The sequence below is a fragment of the Paenibacillus foliorum genome, from assembly GCF_013141765.1.
Lineage (GTDB): Bacteria > Bacillota > Bacilli > Paenibacillales > NBRC-103111 > Paenibacillus_S > Paenibacillus_S foliorum.
Map to the genome: position 1 here is coordinate 254,213 of NZ_WHOD01000128.1, position 18,685 is coordinate 272,897.

An 18,685-nucleotide genomic window follows, 5' to 3' on the forward strand; every position below is an offset into this window, starting at 1 on the left:
GGTAAAAAAGCCGGTCATTCCTTTGGAAAGGAACACCGGCAGAGTTATATTTTCGTTTGGCTTTCTCTGTATTGACCTGGAGTTACTCCCGTAATCTTGCGGAATGTCCGGATAAAACCAGTCGAGCTATTATAGTTAAGGCGTTCTGCAATTTCAGAAATTTTAAGATTGGTTGTTTCCAGCAGCTTCTTAGCCATATTAACGCGGTAATCCGTTAAGTAATCAATAAATGTAACCCCGATTTCTTTCTTAAATACTCTGCTTAAATAGACGGGATGAAATTTGAGCTGATCCGCACATGATTCTAGCGACAGGTCTTGATCATATTGCTCATGAATCAATTGGACCATTTGATGCGCTGTATTCAGGTACTGCGACTCAACCCGCTGCTTCACAAACGTAAGGGTTGGCGGCAGCAGCTCTTTTTTGAACCAAGCCGATATGCCCTGTGCTGTATTCAGCTTCATAAATTTGCTAACGATAGAATTCGTGCCAATCAAGCTGTCCAAGGATCCCCCTTGCTGCTGAACCAGCTGGTATATACGGGTGATCAATTGGAGCATTAATATTTGATAATCATTGAACTTGACGCCCCGTTCCATGATCGAAGCCACATATTTATCATAATGCTCGATAGCCGAGACATCATCCCCTACTTTAAGTGCATTAATAAAGTACTCCTCGATGTGATTCAAAGAAGCAATGGCACTGCCCTTGTTACCATTCACCGATTCAATATCATCATATTGAAGAATGATATCATTGCCCAGGCTGATTCTTCGCTTCAATGCTTCCAAAGCTTCCGTATAAGCGTCCATAGCATCCGTGTATTTGTAGAAAGGACGGCTGATGCCAATGCTTATATTCAGCTGAAGCAGCTCGTGTACCTTGGATTTGATTAACTCGGAGGTCTCATAGAAGATTACCTTCAGCTCTTCCGGATCAACCGTGTCACTCGTAAGCAGAGATACCTGCGATTGGTCCAGCAGCAGCGTACCCAGCATGCGTTCAGCAGGAATCAACTCACCCACTATATTATTGATAGCAAACAGCAGCAGCTCCTTATCCCGTTCCAAGTATCGGGTTTCCTGAAGCGTATCGATTTGCAGGGTTAGCACTCCCAAAGCTTTCTTTCGTTTCGTAAAGCCATAGGTTTCGCTTTTGAATGTAAATTCGCTTTCTGTAATTTGCCCCATAAAAAGCTTGAGAAGGAAGAACTCCTTCATCTGAGGAAGTTGAACATTGTGCAGCTGCTGCAGTTCCTTGCGAGTACTGAATAAACTATTGAAGCGATCTTCTAAGTAAGCAAATTCATCCTTCTTCTTTAAGTCTGCGGATTCCCCCTCCATCTTTTCCATTGTAACGAATAGCTTACGGATAGGTGTATACATCTTACGGCTCCCGTAGAAAGCTGCTGCCGCAAATAATATAATTATGACCAAACAAGCATTCATGGTTATCAAGGCAATTTTCTTGGATTCCTTAGTTATCTCATCTATGGATACAACAGAAACATAAGTCCAATTATTGTAATGGGCAACCTTGTAATTTACTGCTAAATCGTCGCCTTTAAATAAACCATTGTTTGTTGATGCAAGTTTCAAGTTATCAATAATATCTTGCTGTAAGGGAGGCGAGCTGTAGCTTGCTAGGAATGGCTCTTGCTCCGAATTCAACACATAAATGCTTCCTAATTGAGTATTTTGGGTTAAATAGCTTTCCAATACACTGTATGACATGTTGATAATCAATAATGCTCTGGGCTTGGAGTTGACGGTTACTATGGGAAGCTTAACGACCAGTCTAATCGTATCCATAGCTAATTTATCCCCGTTCGCAGCGGGTTTCTCTTTGGCAGGATCTGAAGCGGTCCAGAATAGGTTCTTGGAATACTTATTGTACTCATCCAGAGCTTCTTGGTTGGTAAAGCTTGTGGCTGGAGTAAAGCCGCTGTTGCTGATCATCCAATCCTGTTCTAAATTTATCAAATAAGTTCCCGATACTCCTGATAGTGACTGCACATGGTACAAGCCTCTCGCCAAGTCGGTTATGGGACCAAAATCATCACTCGTCAAATTACTATAGAGGGAATCTAACACCATCGATGAGTTCAAATATTGCACAGCAGCCAATTCTACACTTTTCAATACTTGCTCAATTCGCATTTGGTTTTGTAACAGAATTTGTTCATTTCCTTTGTTAACCTTCAATTCAATATCCTGAGATGCTATATAATAGGAAACAGAGCCAATAGAAGCAACAGGAATAAATACCAGCAACAAGGTGAATACAAGCAAGCGGTACAAGTATTTAGGCAAGGTGTGACAGCTCCTACTCTAGCAGTATTAAAAATTCAGCATGAAAGCGCAAACATGAATCTTAATACCTATTATAACAGAAAGCAGAAGCTGCCGCGACGACTAACTTCAATACCGAGATTCACGCACATTGAAAAAAACGTAAGCAGGCTTTATAAAAGCCCTGCTTACGTTTGCAGACAAATCAATCAATCTTAGCACCAAATGAACGTAGGAAGGTAACGGCCTGTAACGCATCCATACGGACTCCCTTCACATCCATCGCTTTCATATCAACACCCTCTAATACCGCGCCTCTCAAGTCGGCTCCCTGAAGCTTTACCTTTCCAAGCAGCGTTCTGGTTAAATCAGCATCTCTTAAATCAGCTTTTTCTAAGCTGCAGCCATTCAGATCAGCCTCATAAAGACGAACTCCACGCAAATTCTGCTTGGCCAAATTTACATTCCGAAGATTCGTATATGACCAATCACCGCCACGAATCGTGATCCCGTCCATTTGCGCCGTCGTGAAATCCGAGCCCGTCATTTTGCACTCTGTAAAAGCAGCTACGAACAGATTGGCACCATAAAAGCTGCAATTCAGAAATGCAGTTTCTGAATGAGTGGAGGCATTAAGTGTGGCTCCTTTAAAATCACATTCGATAAACCGGCAGCTGCTCGTGCTAACCTCTTGCAGATTGGTATGCTTAAAGCTGCAACGTGTAAATGTGCACCTTATGAGCTCGCCGTCTCTTTGGTCTGCATGGCTGAAATCTTTTCCTTCATAATCTTGATCAATGTACTGATACATGGTTAACCACCCGAATCTTTTTTTGACTAGTATATCACGCGGATGAACCAAATAGAGACCGTTCAGAAAGTTTTCAATATTAATAATCAAGAAGGAATACTTCAATGGATTCAATTATGCCGCTTGGGGATTTAATATTAATTGTAAAGAAGACACATTGGAATCAATTCTTGTAATTGTTCCTAACCCTCCTCTGATCATAAGCCTGTACAATATCCTGCAAACATGCAGTTATTTTCAACCGATAATTTGCTGTTGAGGAAAGAACTGCGAAAGTACAGCAATCTTCAAGCAAACCAGTCCGGTTTCAGCTAAGAATGAAAAAAAGATGCACATTTGCATGAATTCACGAAGGCTGCTGATTAAACGGCCAAAAGGCTGTGTAGATGCAGGTTTTTGGGATAGGCAATGGCTTCGAATAATGCCGTATGCTGCCATTTCCATTCGTAAGGTCTTGTCAAGCGCTGAGCACGGTACGGAGCCGAAATCGAATGACTTCGTCTAACACTTATTTCGCTTTTGAACCAAAAAAAAGACCCAGATTTTTTTGAACATCTGGTTCCTTTATAGTGGTGTTATTAAAAATAATAATATTCAGACCTCACAGCAGCCGTAATTTTCAATTCTCCCGGTTGAATAGGAGTAGCTTCAGCTTGAGCAAACATTTTGGTCTGATAAGGTGTTGGAACTGCAGCTTGAGATATTTCCTCAATCTTTCCCGGAAATTTATTCAAGGTCACACCTAAAGTACTCGCTATAGTGAGTGCCTTGCGTTCTCCATTCTTAACGGCTAATGCTAGAGCTTGATTGTAATGAGCCTCAGGGTGCGCTACGGTAAACTGAATATTGGAAACCGAATTGACACCGTTCTTAACTGCTGTATCTATAATAATACCCGTTTGATCAACTTTATTAACCGTAACTTGAAGCAGATGCGTCACCTTATATCCCCGAAAGATTTGTTTTCCGTCTTCATAGTTATATTCCGTGTCAATTCGATAATTAAAGGTTTGAATATTCTCCTTTGGAACGCCTAGTTGTAAAAGCGAATCAACTACTTTAGCTATGGCTTCAGCATTTTTCTTCTGGGCTACAGCAAGACTTATGTTCTCTGTTATTACACCCAGCTCTACTACCGCTCTGTCTGGGACTGTAGAAACCGTTCCTTCACCTGAGACTACTATTATAGGCCGATTATTTATCAGTGAGTGAGTATTCATCATAGGAGATGGGGGCAATGATTGATTGTTATACATGCTACCAACCACCTTTCTCATAGTCATCTACTGAATAATGTATTTGGCGGTTATTTTATTAATAACTGTTTCAAAATTATTTCTGTAGTCCACCCCACACTCCACTCGCTTATTAATTTAAATATTTCCATTGTATTACATCAACATAAAAATACATATAATGAAATTATTTACAAACACCCTTTTTCCAGTTGAAAATATTTGACGAAAATAGGATGTCGAATTAAACTATGGTTAAATATACTTAAGCATGATGGGTCATTTTGATCGTTTCGCTTTAGCGCTTTTACCGATTAAATGCAGGGAGAGATTCCCGTGTCACTTCGATGAACATGCATGCGTAAGCAATCTTACTTACATAATGAGAGGGGAATTACTATGAAAAAGAAAACTTGGGTATCGCTTGTACTGGCAACCGTCCTGCTAACTGCTGTAGGCTGTGGACAAAAACCAAGCACTGGTAATACAGAAACTCCAGGAGCATCTGGATCAGCTAAAACTGAGCAAAAAACGTATAAAGTTGCGATCTCACAAATCGTCGAGCACCCGTCACTTGATGCCACTAGACAAGGCTTTCTCGCAGCATTGAAGGATGCAGGAATAACCGAAGGCAGCAATTTGAAACTTGATTACAATAACGCTCAGGGCGATCAAACAAACAACCTATCTATCGCGCAGAAATTAGCTTCAGCCGATAATGATTTGGTTTACGCGATTGCAACACCATCAGCCCAAGCTGTCGTACAGCAAGTAAAGAAAGCTCCCGTCTTATTCGCAGCTGTGACGGATCCTGTGGCTGCCAAAATTGTAACCAACATGGATAAACCAGGCGGCAACATCTCTGGAGCTTCAGACACCAATCCGGAAGCCATTACTAAGCTGATGGATTTCGTGGCCAGCAATTTTCCGAAGGTAAAAACGGTGGGTCTAGTAATTAATGAAGGTGAGTCTAATGCGGTTGTTATGGGTAAAAAAGCGGAAGAAGCTTTGTCTAAGCATGGTATCAAGCTGATTAAAGCCCCGGTCACTAACACCTCAGAGGTTAAGCAGGCTGCGCAATCATTGGTTGGTCGGGTTGATGCTCTTTATATTACATTAGACAACACAGTAGTCAGCGGTGTGGATACTATACTGCAAATTGCAAAAGATAAACATATTCCTTTCTTCTCCAGTGATCGCGATACGGTTGAAAAAGGTGCATTTGCTACATTCGGCTTCAAATATTATGATCACGGTTATCAAGTCGGGCAGATGGCTGTAGATATTCTAAAAAACGGCAAAAAGCCTGCGGATATGAAAGTAACCGTTCCGGATAAGCTGGATCTCATTCTGAATTTAAAAGCAGCTAAGGATCAAGGCATAGAAGTTACTGAAGCAATGAAAGCTGTTGTTATAGATAAAGAGAAAAATATCATCCAGTAAACCACAACCAATTTGCAGGAGTGAACGTCTTGTTCGTTCACTCCTGTTCTAATTAGTGTACTCTCAGGAGGTATTGATTATGTTTGAATCGCTAAACGGCGCGGTTGAACTAGGCCTGCTGTATGCCTTAATGGCGCTTGGCGTTTATATCACGTTCCGCATCCTGGATTTCCCCGATTTAACTGTGGATGGCAGCTTCACAACCGGAGGAGCTATTGCGGCCATCATGATATCCAACGGCTATGCTCCTATACTTGCCTGCTTAGCTGCTTTCGTTGGCGGTCTCGTGGCTGGTGCATGTACAGGACTCTTGCATACCAAGGGTAAAATTAACGGATTGCTATCCGGAATTTTAATGATGATTGCGCTTTATTCTATTAATTTGAGAATTATGGGCAAGCCGAACATTTCCTTGCTCGGCTCCGACACCCTATTCATTAACATTTCACCGCTTACGGTCATGCTGATCATCGTGATCATAGTCAAGCTGATGCTCGATGCCTTTCTTCATACTGACTTAGGGCTGGCTCTTAGAGCTACTGGCGACAATTCCAGAATGATAAGAAGTCTCGGCGCCAATACGGATAGCACTACCATTCTAGGTGTGAGCTTATCCAATGGGCTTGTAGCCCTTTCGGGTGCGCTCATCGCTCAGCAATCGGGGTTTGCAGACATCTCAATGGGAATCGGGATGATTGTAATCGGATTAGCCTCTGTTATTATCGGTGAAGCTATCTTTGGTGCACGTTCCGTCTTTTTTGCTACACTTGCTGCAGTGCTTGGGTCGATCGTTTACCGCATCGTTGTAGCACTTGCTCTCCAAGTGGAATGGTTAAAATCATCCGACCTTAAGCTCATTACGGCTATCATTGTTATCGTTGCTTTAGTACTTCCCTCTCTGCGGCGTACTATGAAGCAGCGGGCTTTAGCTAAGAAACGCTCTGCCGAGCTGATCGCCTTCGCCCACCAGCAAAAAACGGGAGGTGGCCGCTGATGCTACAGCTCTCCAATGTCTCTAAATTATTCAATCCAGGTACAGCGGATGAAAAAATAGCCCTGATCGATATCAATTTGAACCTGAATCCAGGCGATTTCATTACCGTTATCGGCAGCAATGGTGCGGGAAAATCAACATTAATGAACATTATATCCGGCGTTATGTCTCCGGATACAGGTGAGGTTAAGATCGAGGGAAATGCCATTCACCAGCTTCCTGAATATAAACGCAGCCGCTGGATTGGACGCGTCTTTCAGGATCCGATGGCCGGTACGGCTCCTCGTATGACCATTGAAGAGAATCTCGCAATGGCTTATGCGCGCGGTAAACAAAGAGGGCTTGGATTTGGGGTTACTTCGAGTAAACGTTCTTTCTTTCATGAGCAGCTGCAGCGTTTGGGAATCGGTCTGGAAAGCAGGCTTCGGGCGAAGGTTGGATTATTATCCGGAGGAGAAAGACAAGCATTAAGCCTGTTGATGGCTACCTTCACGAGACCGCAGATATTGCTTCTGGATGAGCATACGGCGGCGCTTGATCCAGCCAGAGCTGAATTAATCACTCAATTGACCGAGGATATTGTACGTGAAATGAAGCTAACAACCCTTATGGTTACTCATAATATGGAACAAGCCATTCGTCTGGGCAATCGCCTGATTATGATGGATAAAGGCCGAATCATTCTAGATGTTAACGAGCAGCGCAAAAAGGACTTAACGATCGAGCAGTTGCTAGGCGAGTTCGAGAAAATTAGCGGCAACAAATTGTCCGATGACCGCGTTGTACTCGGCTAAAACAGCGAAAGACCGGGTTCCTCCAAAGGAGGACTCCGGTCTTTTCTCATATACCAATCATTAGCGCAGCTGTAGATGAACTTGAACTTTAGCCTTTGACTGGCCTTCTACTTGCAAAACCGAGTACTGGCCGTTTCGGTTAGCTGTATGACATTCCAATATTTTACATCCCTCTTCAAAATCGATAATATAATCGTTACTCTTCATACTAACTATAAGCTTTCCATTATGTTTTACCTGCTCGGTACCTGCTTCACCATTCGAACACAACAGCGGGACGCGGAACACAATATCTTGCGAATTCAAGCGATCATTCAGCTCGGAATGGATTACTAGACCATCCTTATTTAATGTGTAACACTCTTTAATCGATGCACAACTGCTGGTAAAGGCATCTCCGAAGTATTCCAGCTCAAATATAACCCTATCAGAACTTTCTGCCAAAACCTTCACTCTATGCTCCAGCCCATCCGATAGATCCGACAAGAATTCTAAATTTCCATTATCGTCCTTCCAGCCTGGACCAATAGCAAGGCTAGTCGGCTTAGTTCCTGCAGGAAGTACATAGCTTGGGGTCGCAGTGAAAGGAGTCGAAAGCCCGAGTTCACTGGGTACCCCCCGCCGGTGAAGGCGTCCGAGCCCCGTGCTGTCGTAATGATGGTCCGCTTTCGTATCGATCTGTAACGAATAGTTAGCGGCGTTGGCAAATATTTTATGAAAGGCTTCAGAGGTTTCCCAGACATACCCCCCTATTTCGGCCGGACATGGCTGCTCCTCAATTTGGTCATCTGCAAACAAATAAGCGATATAGATGAACGAGCCGAGTGTAGCCATATACTTGTCATAGTAACCGTAGCTTTCTGTACCAACTTGAGATTCAATTGCATACATATTTTTAATATGCCGAGGCGGTTCCTTCTCCAGCCAACGAAGAACAGACTGAACCGCCAGACGAGCGCTGCGCTTAAAGGCCCCTGCTGTTTTTAAATCACCTGAATCTCTGTATCTGCAAGCCTCGTATTCCGCATTAGCTGCCATGAGCGCTTCATTAAATAAATACTGGTTGCTTCTCCCTCCATAAGGGTGCTCGAACGCAGCCGACTGCATGAATAAGGTGCATAGCGCCCCTTTCTTCAATTGACTGTCCAATGCTTCGAGGAATTCACCTTTGTAGCCATGCCCAAGCACCAATTGAATTTGAACACGTGTGGCCAGATCATACAGTATTGGACAATTCGGGTCCTTATACATCCCATTGCCATCAAACCGCTCAAGCTGCGCCGGCCAATGACGAGCGAAATAATCGTTTGTGTCCGTCAACCCTTCCGTTTCCCGCAAATATTCACCTACCATATTGTACACATTAATATTATGCAGATGCGATTCATCCCTGCCTTCGCGGATCAAATGGAAATAATTCCGCTCCGGTTCAATTTTGCGAAGTTCCGTCAGCCAACGCTCTCTAGTGGGTTCATCCAACTGCTCTTTCATAGCTAAATACGACAGCATAATTTCCTTTACTGAGAAATCGATCATGTAGTCATGGCTTGCTCTATGAAAATCATTGCAGCATGCATCCATCATACGCTCCCACAAGGAACGCCAGCCTCTAAGCCGCCCTTGTGAAATTAAGATACCTATGATGCTCGTAATTCGGGCATAAGCATGAATATCATCCACTTTGTCAGCCTTGCTTGGCGGGAGCCGACGCTCCAGCGCTTCCTTGTTATAGGCACGCAAAGTTTGCTCCATAATATCCAGATAAATAGTCTTCGTTAAGCCTGTGCTTTCAAAAGAAGAGGGCATCTTCTGATCTCGAATCCACCCCAACATATCATGCAGCATCTCCTCGCCTCCTTATTTCTTTCCGCCTACACGTTTCTGATAAGAATCATTCAGTTCCTTGGTCATTTTCTGGAAGTCTGCTTCCATTTGCAGCTTTTTCACAAATTCATCCCATGCAGTAATAGGTTCTTTGCCATAAATGATTTTGGTTTTCATATCTTGAATCTTCTTATTGATTTCAGGACCAACTGTAAGAGCTGTTTCTGAATACAAGCCGACAGACAGGTTCGATTGACTTACTTTTGCCCGTTCATCGATAACCTTCTTGTTTCTTTCCAGATAATCGTTAGGCATACCATTACGGAAAGCCCGCTGATACTTATCATTTTTGTACAACAGCTGCTTGAATGCGCCCTGCGTTACCAGCTCTTTTTGGCCAAGCTCCGTGAATACTTTATTTCCGTCCTTCTCCGTATAATGGGTATCCTTCAAGCCGAAGCTGACCAGATCCCATGCCTCGTCTGTAGCACCATAATCAAGCATTTCCATAATCTTTTTCAGCTTGGCCTCAGGCACCTTCTTGTTGATAACATACATGCCATTAAATCCGGTATCTTTGTTCGTAAATCCATTGATACTGGCCAGAGGCAGCACATCCGCCTTAGGGTTCGTTTTTCTCAGCTCCTGGGTCGGCTCCCAGGCGGCCTCAGGTGTATCGCTTCCCATTCCCGATTTACTAGCTTTCATCATATCCTTGGCTTGAGTTGCCTTGAGAATGGCAAAATCCTCTGGGATCAGCTTCTCCATGTAGGCCTTGTTTAGAAAGATCAGCGAGTCCTTCGTTTCCGGCAGTATATTGATATTCACCAGCTTGCCGTTCACGAGCTTCCACGAGCCATTCGTACCATTAAACGCAGATTCCACCCAGCCTATCGAGCCCATCCCATCCTGTGCTACATAAGCAGCGTAGCCAATTGTGTCCGCCTTGCCATTCCCATCGGGATCATTTTCGACAAAAGCCTTCCATACTTTATATACTTCATCTATAGTTTGAGGAACCGGAATACCTAATTTATCCAGCCAGTCTTTGCGTACATAGGGGAAGCCCCCCCCTTCAGTCGGACGAACCCTCGGTATACCGTAGTTTTTACCATCCTCCATCTTCGTTAGCTCCCAAGAGTCCTTCGGGAATTCCGCTAGCTTCGGATATTTGGAATACAGCTCGGTAACATCCCAGAATGCGCCTTGAGCTGCAGCTTTCCGAATAACTGGGGCAAACGGGTCGCTTACAAGCATCAGATCAGGCATATCACCCGAAGACAGAGTCACATTCATTTTCTCTTCATAGTTATTGGGGGACAGCCAACTAAATTTCAGCTTCGTATTTGTTCTTTTCTCAATTTCTTTACTGATCGAATTATTCTCATCCGGCGGTTCCGGTGAATAAAACGTTGTCATGATACTAATTTCCACAGGCTTAACTGATTTAGGGTCAGCTGCTCCTTCTTCTGACGCTCCCTGATCTGTCTTTCCTGTGCATGCAGCCAAAGCTGAAAAAGCCAGAATGCTTGTCGTGCATGCAACTACTGTTTTATTCCATTTACTCATTTTTGTAAGCCTCCCTTTTTAAATTCAAAATGTATGGGGTCATTCCTTCACGGAGCCAACCATAGCCCCTTTGGAGAAATGCTTTTGAAGAAACGGATAAACCAACAATATCGGAACTGTAGCAATAACGACAGCAGCCATCTTCAATGTTTCTGGAGGAATCCGCTGTTCAGCCATCATCTCCGCAGCAGCGTCGCCGCCTACGGCTGTAGATGAATCGATTAGCATATTTTGCAGCAGCACCTGTAAAGGCCATTTCGCATGGTCATTGATATACAGAACGGCTGAGAAGAAAGTATTCCAATAAGCAACCGCGTAAAACAAACCGAATGCAGCCATCGCCGGTAAAGATAAAGGCAATATAATCTTGAACCATACCCCCAAATCTCCGCTACCGTCAATCGTTGCCGCTTCTTCCAGGCTCACCGGAATTCCATCGAAGAAGCCCTTCATAAGCAGCACATACCAACCGCTTGTTAGTACAGGTAGTATGAGCGCCCAGACGCTGTTAATCAAGCCCATTTCTTTCACTAATATAAACGGAGGGATGATGCCTGGGTGAAACAGCGTTGTCAGTAAAATTCCAAGCAGCAGCAATCTTCTCCCATAAAGCTGTTTGCGAGATAACGTGTAGGCGAGGGCAGATGTCACCAGCAGGCTGGAGCCCGTACCCACAATAGCGAGAAAGCCGCTTACACCGATTGCACGACTGAACGACTTGGTAGACATCAAATACTCATAAGAGTCCAACGTCCATTTCTGGGGAAATAAGAGGACTCCACCCTTTATATACTCCGACGGATCCGTGAAAGAGATAACGAAAACATAATACAATGGGAACAGTGCAGCAGCTCCTATCAAGAGAAGCAGGCCGTGAATGCCTACATTCATGTAGCGTTCTATTGAGCTTTGTATCATCCCTGGATATACCTCCTTTCTTATTGAATCAATAAACGCCCTCTTCTCCAAAACGTTTGGCCAAGCGGTTAGACAAAATGACAAGAATTAACCCAATGATGGATTTGAATAAACCGACGGCCGTAGTAAAGCTGAACTGACCTTGCCGAATTCCAAGTCTGTACACATATGTGTCGAAAACGTCAGCAACCTCTGACACAGCACCGTTCATCATCAGAAACACCTGCTCGAACCCGACATCCATAATATGACCAATACGTAAAATGAGCAAAATGATAATAACACTGCGGATTGCGGGTAGAGTAACATGCCAGGCTTGTCTGAGCCTGCTGGCTCCGTCCATTTTGGCCGCTTCATACAGCTGTGGATCTACTCCAGCTATAGCTGCCAGAAAAATGACGGTCCCCCATCCCGCTTCCTTCCAAATCGATTGGACCGTTAACAGCCCCCAGAACACATCCGGGTTTGTCAAAAAGTCGAATTTGTTGAACCCCCCTGCCTCCAGCAGCTTATTGACAATACCTTCTCCCTTAGAGAGCAGCAAAAAGCTGATACCGGCAATAATGACCCACGATAGAAAATGCGGCAAATAAATGATGGACTGAATGATCCGCTTAAACACAAGATTGCCAACTTCATTTAAGAGTAATGATAATATAATCGGCAATGGGAAAAAGAAGATTAAATTAAGTACATTAATTGCCATTGTATTGCGCAGCAGTATCAGAAAATCGGGATGAGAGAACAGCCTCTCAAAATGCTTGAGCCCTACCCACGGACTATTCAGCATTCCTTGAAACGGCGAATAATCCTGAAACGAAATCAAAATCCCCCACATTGGAACATACTTGAATATAAGGAAGAAAACGATCCCCGGCAGCCCCAGCAAGTATAAAGACTTGTTTCTTAATATCCTCTTCCATACCCGCTGCACGGAGCTATGCTTTCTGGAAGGCGGCGCCAACGCCGAAGTGTGAGCATTCATATTTGGTTCAACTCCATTCTGTAATAGTTTGTGGCTGCTCATGGTCTTGACTATAAAGGGGGCTGCAAAAACAAACAATAACACTTTTCTATTTATTCAAAATCAAGGCAGTAATACATTTTTAAGCGAATAACACTTTTTTATAAAAATAAAAAACCGCCCGGAATGCCTGATCGGACGGCTTTTTTAGATGGCTGCTCATTCAATTGTCATTAGATTGTGCCTGATGCATGTTTATACTTTTCACGGTATTCGCTAGCTGTAACGCCTTCATGCTTTTTAAATATACGGTTGAAATAAGTCGGCTGGTAGCCGCAGGCAAGTGCAATGTCGTTAATTTTCATATCGGTAGTAAGCAGCAGCTCTTTTATATGATTCATCCGAATTTGCGTCAAGTAGTCGATAAAATTAACTCCGGTTATTTGTTTAAACCCACTGCTGAGCTTTACGGTGCTCGTCCCGTACAAATCAGCCAAGTATTCAAGCGAAATATCATTCATATATTCGCGTCGAATCAAATCCGCCGCTTTCGTGACAAGCTGCTTCAAATAGAAATCCTGTACCTCTATAAGCTCTGTTATGTAAGGAGTAATAATTTTGCTGTTAAACCAATCGAGGATGTCCTCCGGTTCCCTTAGTCTGTTTAATTGCTCATACGGATTCATCCCAGAATAAATTTTTTCCGGATTAAAGCCTGATTGAAGCACCACATGCAAAATACTGCCAAGCAGCTGCAGCATCCCCTGCTGTACACTGCCCTCTTTAACCGCCTGCTTTTGCAATTCTAATAAGAAATCTTCGATATTTTGAACAGTTTCCGTCAACATGCCAAGACGCAAGGTTTGCATAATTTCCTGCTCCAGGTCGAACGGATACACAACCTTCTCGCCTTGAGGCAGGAGCTCCTCGGTGTCGATGATTTCATATTCCGCGTCCATGCTTCGGTACCGGAGGGCTTGACGGGATTCCTCCAACGTGTAGGAAATTTGTTTCATCGAATGAGCGGCCTTGCTAATGCTTATTGTTACCCGAACCTTTAACAGCTGATTTAATGCTTGAATTATTTCGTTAGCTAATTGATACAGCTCTCTCTTTGAAGCTTCGTTTTGTTTGCCTTCAGGGATAAAGAGAAGCAGTCCAACAGTTAAATTCCGAAAGTTGATGACGCCGAACTGTGCCGCTTCCACTCTCTGCCCCGCTATTTCTTCAATAATATTTGAAGCCGCAAATGTAACTAATTGCTCGTCGCCATCTACAAACCGCCCATTCAAATTGGAAAGTCCATGAAGCTGAATAAGCATCATTCTGTATATCTTTCCTTGGGTATCCCACCCGTATTGCGTTATTTGCTCTAACGCTTCCTCCTCAGACAATCCCTGGAGATGGCCCTGTACCAGCTGCAGCATAAAACCTTCCTTCAAAACAGGAAGCGCTCTCTCAAGCCGTTCATGAAGCACCTTACTCTCACGGGTTACATACTGCCACTTCTTCTCTATCAGCTCGATTTCATCCTTGGACTCTTTATCTCCGGAAAGACTATCCGATTGAATAAGCCTAACAATTCGTTGAATAGGCCTATAAATCTTATTGGAAGCGAACCAGGACAACAACAACGCTAAAACTAAGACAACCAATGAAATGGCCGTTAGTAGGCGTGAAATCAGCACAACTGGAGCTGTCAAATTCGACATACTGGTCACAGAAACGTATATCCATGGGTGTCCGAGCCGATTTAATAAGCCATTTGAAACAGAGTAAGCCTTATCATGAAAGTTATACACAAATGGACTGCCATTATCTTTCCTTGAAGCTAGTTCTCCGCTAAGAGCAGTTTGCAGGTCTTTGGCAATTGCACTGGCGGAAACGGGAGCAGTGATCCAGCGGTAATCCCCATCCAAAATAAAGGAAGCGCCGTTCTCATCGCTATTTAAATCCCTTACTAATGCTTCAACCTTTTGTGGATTCAGGTACAGCAGCAGCGCTCCGAAAGGCTTAATACCTTGCCCCGATAAAGTATGCACTAATATTAAAGAGTTCCCCGTTTGCTTCAAATGCAGGTCTGTATAAGGAGAAAGCCAATAAATTGAAGATTGGGATTGCAGCAAGGACCGAAAATCATTCTGTTCCTTTACGTCATTTATCCGTTCGGTTATCTCATCATTAATGGTGATCGACGGCGCGTCTATATATATGGAGGCTTTTTCAATAAGTGGATTTGAGCCCTTCAAGGTTAAGATCGATTTATAAATATCTTGGATATCCGTGTACTGATCCACAGGATCCAAATTCCGGAGCTTGGCGCCAAAAGTGGGATTAAGAGCCCATTGGGTTAAGCTTAGCTCGAGCTGTGAGAAGCTGTAATCGATCCGCTGTATCCCTTTGTTTAACTGCAGCTGATGGGTGCGGTTGACTTCTTGTTCAATTTTATTGCTGCCGATGTAGTAGGAGCTTATTCCGATGATGCCTGTAGGAATACAGGCAACCGCGACAACAAAAACTAGGCTTTTTCTGTAAAAGTTACCTTTTCCCGATTTATCCGAACCCAAAGATCTGAAAAATGACATTATCAACCTGAGCATGCTTTCACTCCTCTGTTAAGATCCACTACATCATACCAGAGAGAGAGAAGGTTCTAAAAGCATTTATTTGACGGCTCCGCCCGTCAACCCTTTGACGATTTTTTCCTGAGCGAAAAAATAGACCAGCAAAATCGGCAAGCTTGCCATGGTTAAAGCAGCCATTAAAGCAGGAACATTAACCGTCAGCTCCCCGTAATACTTTTGCATGCCTAGCGGAAGCGTCATGTTCTCAGGACTGGTGATTAACACAAGCGCAAAAATAAATTCTGTCCATATATGAATAAAATTATAAATAACAATGGTGGACAGCGCAGGTACAATCATGGGCAGAATAATATTCCAAAAGATGCGCGCATGCGTACAGCCGTCGATCTCAGCAGCTTCTTCAATTTCACGGGGAAGCTCTGACATAAACTGAGTAAGGATAAAAATCGAAATCGGCAAGCTGAATGCAATATAGGGCCCGAGGAGCGCCATGAGCGAATCATACATTCCCATATCCTGAGTCAGCTTAAATATAGGAATTAATGTGGAATGGATAGGGAGCATCATGCCCGATACAAAAAGCATAAATAGAACCTTACTCATACGAAAGCGAATCCGGCTTAAAGGATAGCTGGCTAGAGCAGCAAACAGAACAATAAGCATAACCGAGAGCGCTGTAACGTAAAAGCTATTTACAAAATAGCTGGTCAAGCCCTTCTCAAAGGCCATCACATAATTGCCAAATTGAACCGGAACGAATAATGAAAAGGGATCCATAAAAAACATTTCCTGCGTTTTGAATGAAGTCAGTACCATGTACAAGAATGGGTATCCGGTAAAAATTAATAAGATTAGAGAAAGGATATATAAAGGAATGGTCTTGAAGGTTTTTAGCGCCATTAGACCGCCCCCTTCTTCCGGTTGTATTCCAAGTATTGAATAATTCCAGCGACAAGAAAAGCGAGCAAGAACATCATAAAGGCAACTGCGCTGGCAAATCCCATATTAAAATGGATAAAGGCTTGTTTGTACATATAGATTCCTAACAATTCTGTGCTGTTGCTCGGACCGCCGCCTGTCATTATGTAGAAGATATCGAATGCTTTAAGAGAACCAACTATCGCTAATATAGAAGATGTTACAATCGTTGGGACCAGCATAGGGAATGTAATGCGTGAAAACCGTGTCCAAGGTCCAGCTCCATCAATGGACGCGGCTTCATATAATTCCTCGGAAATACCCACAATAGCTGCTTTAAACAAAATCATATAAAAAGGAGCATACTGCCATACAACCACGAGCAATATAGAAGCCATAGCTGTCTTGGATTCACTCAACCAGGCTATATTTTCTATGCCGAAGAGGCCTATCAGCCTATTCACGGAACCGTTCAGCGGATCGAACATAAATACCCAGAGCAAGCCAATTGCTACAGTAGACATCAAGAAAGGCATAAAATATACCGTTTGAAAAAAACGCATTCCCTTAATCGGAGCAAACAGCAGAAGCGCCATAAGCAGCCCCAGAGGAATTTGCAGGAATACGGAAGCCAGTACCACCTTCAGGTTATTAGCTAGGGAGCTCCAAAAAACAGAGTCAGCAAACAGCTTCACATAGTTGTTGAAGCCTACAAACGTTTTGTCAGGTCCGCCCTTCCAATCGTAAAGACTGTATTGAAGAGTTCCGATAATCGGATATACCATATAAAGCAAGTAAACCAGCAAAGCAGGGGCTATGAATAAAGCCACGGTGACTCTTTTGTTCAAAACTCTTTTTCTTCTCATTTGTGTTTGTGTTACTTGGCCAAGGTTAGCAACCGTTGTATCCATAACTATCACATCCTCCATGCCATTGGGATAAAGAGAGGAATTCCCCCCTCTTCATCCACGTAAGGCTGCTATTCTTATTTAAGGATTTGCTTGGCTTTCTCTTCCATTTTCTTCGCTGCTTCTTCCGGAGTCATGGATAATCCGAAAATTGCTTGCGTCGTATCCTTGTGCAGCTCAGCCAAATCAGGCGGCAGCGTCTGGTCATACGGCCAGTGAATGTCTTTGGCCTTGTCAACGTATACTCCGAGGCGTTTCGCGTATTCATCCTTATAAGTAACACCTTTTACCCCAACAGGAGAGCCGGTGCGATCTGAATAGTTTTGTGCCGTTTCTTGACTTGACAGTTCTTTAATAAGCTCGATGGCCAGATCCGGGTTCTTAGTTTTAGCGGATACAGACCACACCGGGGCGGATGCCCCGCCGATGTCGGATGGATCGCCCTTACCTCCTGGAACTGTTGGGAATGGGAAGAAATCAAGCTTTTTCTCAAATGTTGGAGCTTCCGTCCTTACATTGTTCACTATTGAATTAGACATAACGAGCATCGCAGCCTGCTCTGTGTAAAACAGCTGTCTGCCTTGACCTGCATCCCAAGGGACCCCGTTAAAGCCTTTGTTAAAGGCATCTCTTTTTACCAAATCCTGAATATATTTGCCCGCTTGTACATAACCTTCGTCATCAAAGGTTTTGCCAGTGCGCCCAAGAGCGCCCTTGAAAAGTTCCGGCCCAGCAACACGGTCGGCTAAATACATGAAATAGTAAGCTCCCGGCCATTTAGGCTGGTTAGCCAATGTGAATGGCATCAGTTTATTTTGCTTTAATGTATCGATAACAGTTAAGAACTCTTCCCATGTAGCAGGCTGCTTAATGCCGTATTTGGCAAATATATCTTTGTTATACCAAACCATAGTAATGGAAAGACCCAATGGAACTCCATAATTTTTCCCGTTAAATGTAGCATTGTCCAAAACCGTCTTCACATAAGAATTAGCATCGATTTTGCCAGTAATGTCGAGCACATTGCCTTGAGTAACAAACTCCTTTAACCAACCGCCACCCCAGGAATGGAACACGTCAGGAGGATTGCCGCCCGACATGGCTACAGCGAATTTTTGTTTATAGGTGTCATTAGGGGTTTGTAAGGTTTTCACTTCAACGTCCGGATGCTTTTTCTTAAACCGTTCAACCGCTTCCAGATAAACCTTTTCCTTATCGCCCGGGTCAATATACCAAAATTCCAATGTTTTCTTCTCTCCGGGCTTGCTAGCATCGGCCGCTTTAGTCTCAGCCGGTTTCTTGTCATTGTTAGTCGGAGTGTCCTGTTTGCCAGCTGTAGTTGTTGGCGCTGCACCGCCACAAGCTGCCAGTAAGAGCATGGACGAAAGCGTCAACGATGTTACTGCTTTTTTCATGATTCAACCT

The 18,685-nt window shown here is 43.6% G+C and carries 15 protein-coding genes; 4 read left to right on the plus strand and 11 right to left on the minus strand.

Annotation, left to right across the window (positions count from 1 at the left end):
* Positions 1–44: 44 nt before the first annotated feature.
* Both GC093_RS33900 and GC093_RS33905 read right to left on the minus strand, forming a co-directional pair.
* Positions 45–2,318, minus strand: a complete 2,274-nt coding sequence (locus GC093_RS33900) for an AraC family transcriptional regulator (RefSeq protein WP_171656372.1) — start codon at positions 2,316–2,318, stop codon at positions 45–47.
* 184 nt (positions 2,319–2,502) lie between these two features.
* Positions 2,503–3,108, minus strand: coding sequence for a pentapeptide repeat-containing protein (locus GC093_RS33905; RefSeq protein WP_171656373.1), 606 nt, complete (start codon positions 3,106–3,108; stop codon positions 2,503–2,505).
* A gap of 340 nt (positions 3,109–3,448) precedes the next feature.
* Between GC093_RS33905 and GC093_RS33910 the strand changes: the two genes are divergently transcribed.
* Positions 3,449–3,613, plus strand: coding sequence for a hypothetical protein (locus tag GC093_RS33910; RefSeq protein WP_171656374.1), 165 nt, complete (start codon positions 3,449–3,451; stop codon positions 3,611–3,613).
* A 73-nt stretch (positions 3,614–3,686) separates the two neighbouring features.
* Here GC093_RS33910 and GC093_RS33915 read toward each other — a convergent pair whose 3' ends face one another.
* On the minus strand, positions 3,687–4,364 hold the full coding sequence (locus GC093_RS33915; RefSeq protein WP_246315805.1) for an SIMPL domain-containing protein: 678 nt from the start codon (positions 4,362–4,364) through the stop codon (positions 3,687–3,689).
* 378 nt (positions 4,365–4,742) lie between these two features.
* On the opposite strand from GC093_RS33915, the gene GC093_RS33920 reads away from it, so the two are divergent.
* From GC093_RS33920 to GC093_RS33930, 3 genes are all read left to right on the plus strand, one after another.
* Entirely contained in the window at positions 4,743–5,786 is a 1,044-nt protein-coding gene (locus tag GC093_RS33920; protein WP_171656375.1) for an ABC transporter substrate-binding protein, read from the plus strand.
* A gap of 79 nt (positions 5,787–5,865) precedes the next feature.
* Positions 5,866–6,780, plus strand: coding sequence for an ABC transporter permease (locus GC093_RS33925; protein ID WP_171656376.1), 915 nt, complete (start codon positions 5,866–5,868; stop codon positions 6,778–6,780).
* The gene (locus GC093_RS33930; RefSeq protein ID WP_171656377.1) at positions 6,780–7,574 is read left to right on the plus strand and encodes an ABC transporter ATP-binding protein; all 795 of its coding nucleotides are present in this window, start codon (positions 6,780–6,782) and stop codon (positions 7,572–7,574) included. Before GC093_RS33925 ends, GC093_RS33930 begins: the two co-directional genes overlap by 1 nt.
* Before the next feature lie 60 nt (positions 7,575–7,634).
* On the opposite strand, the gene GC093_RS33935 is transcribed toward GC093_RS33930, so the two are convergent.
* From GC093_RS33935 to GC093_RS33970, 8 genes are all read right to left on the minus strand, one after another.
* Positions 7,635–9,419 (minus strand): hypothetical protein, encoded by a 1,785-nt coding sequence (locus tag GC093_RS33935; RefSeq protein WP_171656378.1) that lies wholly within the window; start codon positions 9,417–9,419, stop codon positions 7,635–7,637.
* Positions 9,420–9,431: 12 nt separating this feature from the next.
* Positions 9,432–10,967: an extracellular solute-binding protein gene (locus GC093_RS33940; RefSeq protein WP_171656379.1), complete on the minus strand. Its 1,536-nt coding sequence runs from the start codon at positions 10,965–10,967 to the stop codon at positions 9,432–9,434.
* Between the two features lie 39 nt (positions 10,968–11,006).
* On the minus strand, positions 11,007–11,885 hold the full coding sequence (locus tag GC093_RS33945; protein WP_171656380.1) for a carbohydrate ABC transporter permease: 879 nt from the start codon (positions 11,883–11,885) through the stop codon (positions 11,007–11,009).
* Positions 11,886–11,913: 28 nt separating this feature from the next.
* Entirely contained in the window at positions 11,914–12,870 is a 957-nt protein-coding gene (locus GC093_RS33950) for an ABC transporter permease (RefSeq protein WP_171656381.1), read from the minus strand.
* A gap of 212 nt (positions 12,871–13,082) precedes the next feature.
* Positions 13,083–15,434, minus strand: a complete 2,352-nt coding sequence (locus GC093_RS33955) for a helix-turn-helix domain-containing protein (RefSeq protein ID WP_171656382.1) — start codon at positions 15,432–15,434, stop codon at positions 13,083–13,085.
* Between the two features lie 78 nt (positions 15,435–15,512).
* Complete coding sequence (locus GC093_RS33960; RefSeq protein WP_171656383.1) at positions 15,513–16,334, minus strand: carbohydrate ABC transporter permease; 822 nt, start codon at positions 16,332–16,334, stop codon at positions 15,513–15,515.
* Positions 16,334–17,281, minus strand: a complete 948-nt coding sequence (locus tag GC093_RS33965; RefSeq protein ID WP_246315806.1) for a carbohydrate ABC transporter permease — start codon at positions 17,279–17,281, stop codon at positions 16,334–16,336. Before GC093_RS33965 ends, GC093_RS33960 begins: the two co-directional genes overlap by 1 nt.
* A 56-nt stretch (positions 17,282–17,337) precedes the next feature.
* Positions 17,338–18,675 (minus strand): extracellular solute-binding protein, encoded by a 1,338-nt coding sequence (locus GC093_RS33970; RefSeq protein ID WP_171656384.1) that lies wholly within the window; start codon positions 18,673–18,675, stop codon positions 17,338–17,340.
* Positions 18,676–18,685: the final 10 nt, after the last annotated feature.